The following is a 7,915-nucleotide window of genomic DNA, read 5'->3' as shown; positions in this document are numbered from 1 at the left end:
CCTCGCTATCTTTTTAAAAACATAAAAAGAGCGCTATAAAAGAGCGCGGGGCAAGCTCGCTCCTACAGGGTTAGTCCGCTGTGTTGAACTGCAACGCTGCCAACCGCGCATACAGCGGGTTACTGGCTATCAATTGGGCATGTGTGCCCACCGCCACCAGCTTGCCCTGATCCATCACGGCAATGCGATCGGCATTCTGCACCGTTGCCAGTCGATGGGCGATCACCAACGTGGTACGGCCTTTCATCAGGCTGGGCAACGCTTCCTGGATCAAGTGTTCACTTTGCGCATCCAGCGCGCTGGTGGCTTCGTCCAACAGTAAAATCGGCGCATCTACCAGCAGTGCACGGGCAATCGCCAGGCGTTGCCGCTGCCCGCCCGACAATCCCTGACCGCCATCACCCAAGTGAGTTTTGTAGCCGTGGGGCATTTGCAAGATGAAGTCGTGGGCATGGGCTATGCGCGCCGCCGCCTCGACCTGTGCGTCCGTGGCCTGCGGGTTGCCATAGCGGATGTTGTCTTCGACCGAGCCAAAGAACAGCGCCGGGGTCTGCGAGACCAGGGCAAAGCAACGTCGCAAGTCGTGCGGGTCAAGTTGCTGGACAGGTCGCCCTTCCAGCAGGATTTGCCCTTGCTGGGGGTCATAGAAACGCAACAGCAAGTCAAACAAGGTCGATTTTCCAGCCCCGGATGGCCCGACCAAGGCCAGGGTTTCGCCTGCATTGATGGTCAGGCTCAGGCCCGCAATCGCATAGCTTTCGGGACGCGACGGGTAAGAAAAATACACATCTTCGATGCGCACGTTACCTTCAACCCGCTCTGGCAACACTTGCAACCCGCTGTCCGGTACGACGATCTGGCTTTTGGACTGCAGCAGTTCGCTGATCCGCTCAGCCGCCCCTGCCGCCTGTTGCAGTTCGCCAATGACTTCACTCAGGGTGCCGACGGCACTGCCGACCACCAGGCTGTAGAACACAAACGCGGCCAGTTCACCGCCCGTAATGCGCCCGGCGATAACATCCATGCCGCCCACCCAGAGCATGACGCCGACTGCGCCCAGCACCAGCGAGATCACCAGGGTGATCAGCCAGGCCCGCTGCAAGATACGTTTGCGAGCCGTGGCAAAGGCGCCTTCGACGGTTTGCGCAAAGCGCTGCTGGTCTTGTTGCTGATGGTTGTAGGCCTGGACGGTTTTGATTTGGGTCAGGGCCTCGGCCACGTAGCTGCCAACATCGGCGATGCGGTCCTGGCTTTGACGCGACAAGCTGCGCACGCGACGACCAAAGATCAAGATCGGTGACAGCACCAGGGGCAAGGCGACCACGACGATGCTGGTGAGCTTGGGGTTGGTGATAAACAGCAGCACCACGCCGCCAATCACCATCAGGCTGTTGCGCAAAAACAACGACAGCGAAGAACCGATGACCGATTGCAACAATGTTGTGTCGGTGGTCAGCCGCGACTGGATTTCCGAGCTGCGGTTGTTTTCGTAAAAACCGGGGTGCAAACCGATCAGGTGGTTGAAGACTTGTCGACGAATGTCAGCCACCACCCGCTCGCCAATCCACGACACCAGGTAGAAACGCACGAATGTGCCCACCGCCAAGCCCAGCACCAGCAGCAAAAACAAGCCAATGGACTGGTTGAGCATGTGCGGTGATTGGGTCATAAAGCCTTTGTCGACGAGCAAACGAATGCCCTGCCCCATCGACAGCGTGATCCCCGCCGTGACGATCAGGGCCAGCAACGCGCCGACCGCATGCCAGCGGTAAGGGGCTACAAAATGAATGACCAGACGAATGGCGCGGCGCTGACGGGAAGAGAGCATGAGGGTGTTCCGCAAAGGGGGTCGAGTGTTGAAAGCCGCACACAGCCTACAACGAACCGGGGTAACACTTGGTAAACCTTTCTCAGTCGTTTTGAATATGACCGGGTGCCACAAGCCCTAGGCGTTAAAGTTCTAAAGTGAGGGTAGAAGTTTCGAAGTATTTCTGTTGGACTGGGTTCCGCGGCCAAGTGTGTAACAGCTTGGTCATTTAACGGATCTAAAGTAGCGCTACACCCTGATGAGGAGACAGGCCATGGAATCAATCAACACTCAAGCACTTCCGGTAATTCGCACCCACCAGCAACCGTCGTTGGGGTGTGCCTTTATCGACGCTGAAGGTAATGAAGTTCTCATCACTGAAGAGATGATTCAGAACGCCTGCCAAGAACTGGAACAGCGTTTGGTCAAGCCTGTAAACAAAGACTGAACCTGACAACACCTTACTTGCCCGCGATCTTTTAAAGATCAAAAGATCGCGAGGCAAGCTCGCTCCTACACTGGCACTGCGCCCAGCGCTTTAACCATCTGCGTCAAACCCTGCGACTCACCCTCTATACGTACCTGCAAGCCTTCGATTTCGCGGCGTACCGGGTAGTGTTTGCGCAAGGCGTCAAACGCCAGCTTTTGCTCCTGAACCGTGCCCACCAGGCTGCGACGAAAGTCCGCATCGTCACGACGCGGGTCGTAAACCCCACGGCATACCGTCGCCAGCGCCCAGGCCGGGTCGCTGTCAGCACTCAGTTCAACCTTGGCCAGCCAGGGCGCAGGCAGTAAGTCGGCCAGTTTGATGACGGCTTCCTGCCCCAGAAAATCGCAGAACGCCTGGTAAATCTGCGCCGTACCCCGCTGCTTGCCGTCCAGGCTGTAACCGGCAATGTGCGGTGTTGCCAGTACGCACAGGTCAGCCAGTTCAACGTCAACCTGCGGCTCGGCTTCCCATACATCCAGCACCGCTTGCAGGTCTTCGCGTTGGGTCAGCACCTCACGCAGGGCGTTGTTGTCGATCACCGGGCCACGGCTGGCGTTGATCAGCCAGGTGCCGTGTTTGAGCTGGTTCAAGCGCTGCTGGTCGAGCAAATGCCAGGTCGCGTTCTCTGCGGATTTATCCAGAGGCGTGTGCAGGCTGATGACGTCACAACGTTCGATGATCTGCTCAAGGCTGACGTAATCACCGCCCTCTGCCGCCTGACGCGGCGGGTCGCACACCAGCACGTTGAAGCCCAAGCCCTTGAGCACATTGACCAGACGCCCGCCCACTTCGCCGGCACCGACCACACCGTAGGTGCGCTGATTGAGGTCGGCGCCTTCGATTTCGGCCAGTGTCAGCAAGCTGCCGAGCACGTAGTCCACCACACCGCGAGCATTGCAGCCCGGCGCACTGGACCACTGAATGCCCTCTTGATGAAAGTAATCGAGCGCCAGGTGATCGGTGCCGATGGTGCACGTACCGACAAAACGCACGGCGCTGCCTTCAAGCAGATCGCGGTCGACTTTGGTCACCGAACGCACCAGCAAGACATCAGCATCATGCACATCGGCCCGGGTGATCTGGCGCCCCGGCAAACGGCGTATTTCACCGAATTCAGCAAAGAACGCATCGACCAACGGAATATTTTCATCAGCAACAATCAGCATGGCAGGCTCCTTTCAAGGACTGGCAGTGTAGGCGTTGTCGGCACGTTTGGGCCGATCAATCCTGCTTTTTGCGGATCCAGTACAGGTACGTGCCCGCTTCTTCGGCCTGGCCGACCAGTTCGTGGTCCAAAAATACGCAGAACTTGGGAATGTCACGGCGGGTCGACGGGTCGGTCGCGATCACTTTCAGCAAGCCACCCGGCGCCAGATCGCGAATGTGTTGGTGCAGCATCATCACCGGCTCAGGGCAGTTCAGGCCGCTGGCGTCCAGAGTGCCGTCAAGCGGCAGGTCAGCAAAACTCATGGGTTACTCCTGAATCAGCGGGATTTAGGCTTTTTCACGTCCAGTCGACGCAAATGGCAGGTCACTTCTTCACGGTCGTGGTACAGCTGCTTGCAGCCGATTTCAACCTGGATACCGCGCGCCTTGAAGCCGTCGGCAATGCGGTCCAGCAGGCGACGCACTTCGGCGTAGCGTTGTTTCATCGGCAACTTCAGGTTGACCACCGCCTCACGGCAATGCCCTTCGCCAATCCACTCTTCGAGCATCGCCGCATTGCGCGCAGGCTTCTCGACGATATCGCAGACCATCCAGTCCACCGGCTGCTTGGGCTTGAAGGTAAAGCCATCGGCCATCAAGTGTTGCACCAACCCTGTGTCCATCAGGCTTTCAGCCATGGGGCCGTTGTCGATGGCGATCACCAGCATGCCGCGATTGACCAGTTGCCAGGTCCAGCCGCCGGGGGCTGCGCCGAGGTCAACACCGGTCATGTCACTGTGCAAACGGTCATCCCACTGATCACGCGGGATGAAGTGGTGCCAGGCCTCTTCCAGCTTGAGGGTTGAGCGGCTCGGGGCTTCACGCGGGAACTTGAGACGCGGAATGCCCATCGGCCACATGGCCGAGTTGTTGGACTCTGCCAGGCCGAGGAACACTTCGCGGCCACTTTTGAAGGTCAGCAGCAGACGCGGTTTGTCGTCGGCGTTTTCGACCAGCTTGCCCGCCTTGAGCAGCGCCTTGCGCAAATGCCCTTCGAACTTCTTGCAGAAGTTGGACAGTTCTTTGCCGTCGTTGGTGTCGACCACCTCCAGCCACAGGCTGCCACACACCGGAAAATCGGCCATGTGTTCAAGGATGACGCTGATCCGGTCGGTTTCTGGCAGGTCGACAAAGCTGCCGCGTGCCCATTGGCGCGGGAAAATCAGCTCGGCAAAGCGCAGGCGCTGCATCAGGCGCTCAGCACCGCCTGCTTCGGTGCAGACAAACTCGGCACAGGCCGCGCTTGGCTTGGCCTTGGCGTAGCCGGAGACATTAAGACGGGCGGCATGCTCGGCGATTTCCGAGCAGACTTCGCCTTCAAAACCGGGCCGGCAATGCATAAAAACGGTGTTCATTGATTTACTCCTGGGCAGCGGCAAGACATTAAACCGCTGCGCTACCTTGTCCTGGAACAAGGTCTGTCACGAAAAGGCGGGCATGATAACTGAGTTCGGAACCTTGAAGCCTTATAGACAGTCCAGTTATTAGCCAGATCACTGAATCAGGGCTAGGTTTGAAGCTCTGCTCACTGTTCTGTTCGTATCACACGATCCGTGCCGTGCGGATCAAAAGGAGTCATTTCATGTCCTCCCTCGATAGCCTGAAAACCCTTTCTACCTTAAAAGTCGACGATAAGACTTATCACTACTTCAGCCTGCCGCTCGCCGCCAAAACCCTGGGCGATTTGAGCAAGCTGCCGATGTCTCTTAAAGTGCTGCTGGAAAACCTGCTGCGCTGGGAAGACGGCAAGACCGTCACCGAACCCGACCTTAAGGCCCTTGCCGCCTGGCTCAAGGAACGCCGCAGCGACCGTGAAATCCAGTACCGCCCGGCGCGGGTGTTGATGCAGGATTTTACCGGCGTACCGGCGGTGGTCGACCTGGCCGCCATGCGCGCTGCCATGGCCAAGGCCGGGGGCGACCCGCAACGCATCAACCCGTTGTCACCGGTTGACCTGGTGATTGACCACTCGGTGATGGTCGACAAGTTCGGCAGCACCAGCGCCTTTGAGCAAAACGTTGATATCGAAATGGAACGCAACGGCGAACGCTATGCGTTTTTGCGCTGGGGCCAGGATGCCTTCGATAATTTCAGTGTGGTACCGCCCGGCACCGGGATTTGTCACCAGGTGAACCTTGAATACCTGGGCCGCACGGTCTGGACCAAAGACGAAGACGGCCGCACCTATGCCTTCCCCGACACTCTGGTAGGCACCGACTCGCACACCACCATGATCAACGGCCTTGGCGTTTTGGGCTGGGGCGTGGGCGGGATTGAAGCCGAAGCCGCCATGCTCGGCCAGCCCGTGTCGATGCTGATCCCTGAAGTGGTGGGTTTCAAGCTCAGTGGCAAGCTCAAAGAAGGCATCACCGCCACTGACCTGGTGCTGACGGTCACGCAAATGCTGCGCAGCAAGGGCGTGGTCGGCAAGTTCGTCGAGTTTTACGGCGATGGCCTGGCCGATTTGCCTTTGGCGGACCGTGCCACCATTGCCAACATGGCCCCGGAATACGGCGCTACGTGCGGGTTTTTCCCGGTGGATGAGATCACCCTCGATTACCTGCGTTTATCCGGTCGCCCGGACGCCACGGTCAAGCTGGTCGAGGCTTACTGCAAAGCCCAGGGCCTGTGGCGCGAGGCGGGCCAGGAGCCGATTTTCACTGACACTCTGGCGCTCGATATGGGCACCGTCGAGGCCAGCCTGGCCGGACCAAAACGCCCGCAAGACCGGGTCGCCCTGCCCAACGTGGCGCAAGCCTTCAGCGACTTCTTGAGCCTGCAGTTCAAACCGGCCAGTAAAGAAGAAGGCCGCCTCGAAAGTGAAGGCGGTGGCGGCGTGGCCGTGGGCAGCGCAGAGTCGGTTGGCGAGGCGGATTACAGCCTCGATGGCAAAACCTGGCGCCTGAAAAACGGTGCCGTGGTGATTGCCGCCATTACCTCGTGCACCAACACCTCCAACCCCAGCGTGATGATGGCTGCCGGGCTGGTGGCGAAAAAAGCCGTGGAAAAAGGCCTGAAAAGCCAGCCTTGGGTGAAAACCTCATTGGCCCCCGGCTCCAAGGTGGTTACCGATTACTACAAGGCCGCTGGCCTCACCCCGTACCTCGATCAATTGGGCTTCGACCTGGTGGGGTATGGCTGTACCACTTGTATTGGCAACTCCGGGCCGCTGCCCGACCCCATTGAAAAAGCCATTACCCAAGCGGACCTGACCGTGGCGTCTGTGCTGTCGGGCAACCGTAACTTTGAAGGCCGCGTACACCCGCTAGTCAAGACCAACTGGCTGGCCTCGCCGCCGCTGGTGGTGGCCTATGCGTTGGCCGGTACGGTGCGTATCGACATCAGCAGCGAACCGCTGGGCGTGGGCAAAGACGGCCAGCCGGTGTACCTGCGCGATATCTGGCCGAGCCAGAAAGAAATCGCCGACGCCGTGGCGCAAGTCAGCACCGGCATGTTTCACAAGGAATACGCCGAAGTATTTGCCGGTGACGAGCAATGGCAAGCCATTGAAGTGCCGCAGGCGGCGACGTATGTCTGGCAAGACAGCTCGACGTATATCCAGCACCCGCCGTTCTTTGATGACATTGACGGGCCATTGCCGGTCATTGAAGACGTCAAGGGCGCGAACATTCTGGCGCTGCTGGGGGATTCGGTGACCACCGACCACATCTCCCCAGCCGGCAATATCAAGGCCGACAGCCCGGCCGGGCGTTACCTGCGCGAGAAAGGCGTCGAGCCCAAAGACTTCAACTCCTACGGTTCGCGACGCGGCAACCATGAAGTGATGATGCGTGGCACGTTCGCCAACATCCGTATTCGCAACGAAATGCTCGGCGGTGAAGAAGGGGGTAACACCCTGTACATCCCGACCGGCGAAAAGCTGGCGATCTACGACGCGGCGATGCGTTATCAGGCCACGGGCACGCCGCTGGTGGTGATTGCCGGTCAGGAGTACGGCACCGGCTCAAGCCGCGACTGGGCGGCCAAAGGCACCAATCTGCTGGGCGTCAAAGCGGTGATTGCCGAGAGTTTTGAGCGTATCCACCGCTCCAACCTGGTGGGCATGGGCGTGTTGCCCTTGCAGTTCAAGCTGGATCAGAACCGCAAGAGCCTGAAACTCACCGGCAAGGAGACCCTGGACATCCTCGGGCTGACCGGCGCCGACATTCAACCGCGAATGAACCTGACCCTGGTGATTACCCGTGAAGACGGCCAGCAGGAAAAGGTCCAGGTCCTGTGCCGGATCGACACCCTCAATGAAGTGGAATACTTCAAGGCGGGCGGGATCTTGCACTACGTGCTGCGCCAGTTGATTGCTTCGTAACAGCCAAACCTGTGGGAGCGGGCTTGCTCGCGATGGAATCGACGCGGTCTAACAGAAAAACCGCATCGCCTGCATCGCGAGCAAGCCC

General features: G+C 59.0%; 6 protein-coding genes. 2 read left to right on the top strand and 4 right to left on the bottom strand.

The features are described from left to right. Positions 1 to 70: 70 nt before the first annotated feature. Positions 71 to 1,828: an ABC transporter transmembrane domain-containing protein gene (locus QMX84_RS25245; protein ID WP_262123975.1), complete on the bottom strand. Its 1,758-nt coding sequence runs from the start codon at positions 1,826 to 1,828 to the stop codon at positions 71 to 73. A 253-nt stretch (positions 1,829 to 2,081) separates the two neighbouring features. Between QMX84_RS25245 and QMX84_RS25240 the strand changes: the two genes are divergently transcribed. Beyond that, on the top strand, positions 2,082 to 2,255 hold the full coding sequence (locus QMX84_RS25240) for a PA1571 family protein (protein ID WP_048368841.1): 174 nt from the start codon (positions 2,082 to 2,084) through the stop codon (positions 2,253 to 2,255). Positions 2,256 to 2,320: 65 nt separating this feature from the next. On the opposite strand, the gene pdxB is transcribed toward QMX84_RS25240, so the two are convergent. Genes pdxB through rlmM form a run of 3 tightly spaced genes read right to left on the bottom strand, consistent with a single transcriptional unit; the run spans position 2,321 to position 4,858 of the window. After that, a complete protein-coding gene (pdxB, locus tag QMX84_RS25235) occupies positions 2,321 to 3,463 on the bottom strand; it encodes a 4-phosphoerythronate dehydrogenase PdxB (RefSeq protein WP_262123973.1) in 1,143 nt (380 codons plus the stop codon). 55 nt (positions 3,464 to 3,518) lie between these two features. Next, positions 3,519 to 3,767 carry a sulfurtransferase TusA gene (gene tusA / locus QMX84_RS25230; protein WP_153331290.1) on the bottom strand — a complete coding sequence of 83 codons (249 nt, stop codon included), beginning with the start codon at positions 3,765 to 3,767 and terminating at the stop codon, positions 3,519 to 3,521. 14 nt (positions 3,768 to 3,781) lie between these two features. Further along, the gene (gene rlmM / locus QMX84_RS25225; RefSeq protein ID WP_153334839.1) at positions 3,782 to 4,858 is read right to left on the bottom strand and encodes a 23S rRNA (cytidine(2498)-2'-O)-methyltransferase RlmM; all 1,077 of its coding nucleotides are present in this window, start codon (positions 4,856 to 4,858) and stop codon (positions 3,782 to 3,784) included. 227 nt (positions 4,859 to 5,085) lie between these two features. Here rlmM and acnA point away from each other — a divergent pair, with 227 nt between their 5' ends. Then, entirely contained in the window at positions 5,086 to 7,827 is a 2,742-nt protein-coding gene (acnA, locus tag QMX84_RS25220) for an aconitate hydratase AcnA (protein WP_282365068.1), read from the top strand. Positions 7,828 to 7,915 lie beyond the last annotated feature (88 nt).

Source organism: Pseudomonas sp. PS01297 (assembly GCF_029959305.1).
Classification (GTDB): Bacteria; Pseudomonadota; Gammaproteobacteria; order Pseudomonadales; family Pseudomonadaceae; genus Aquipseudomonas; species Aquipseudomonas helleri.
Note: the sequence above shows the minus strand (reverse complement) of the source record. Positions and strands in the feature narration are given on the sequence as shown.

Excerpts from the sequence above, each read along its gene's own strand:
- QMX84_RS25245 (WP_262123975.1), bottom strand. The coding sequence starts at position 1,828 with ATGCTCTCTTCCCGTCAGCGCCGCGCCATTCGTCTGGTCATTCATTTT.
- QMX84_RS25240 (WP_048368841.1), top strand. The coding sequence starts at position 2,082 with ATGGAATCAATCAACACTCAAGCACTTCCGGTAATTCGCACCCACCAG.
- pdxB (WP_262123973.1), bottom strand. The coding sequence starts at position 3,463 with ATGCTGATTGTTGCTGATGAAAATATTCCGTTGGTCGATGCGTTCTTT.
- tusA (WP_153331290.1), bottom strand. The coding sequence starts at position 3,767 with ATGAGTTTTGCTGACCTGCCGCTTGACGGCACTCTGGACGCCAGCGGC.
- rlmM (WP_153334839.1), bottom strand. The coding sequence starts at position 4,858 with ATGAACACCGTTTTTATGCATTGCCGGCCCGGTTTTGAAGGCGAAGTC.
- acnA (WP_282365068.1), top strand. The coding sequence starts at position 5,086 with ATGTCCTCCCTCGATAGCCTGAAAACCCTTTCTACCTTAAAAGTCGAC.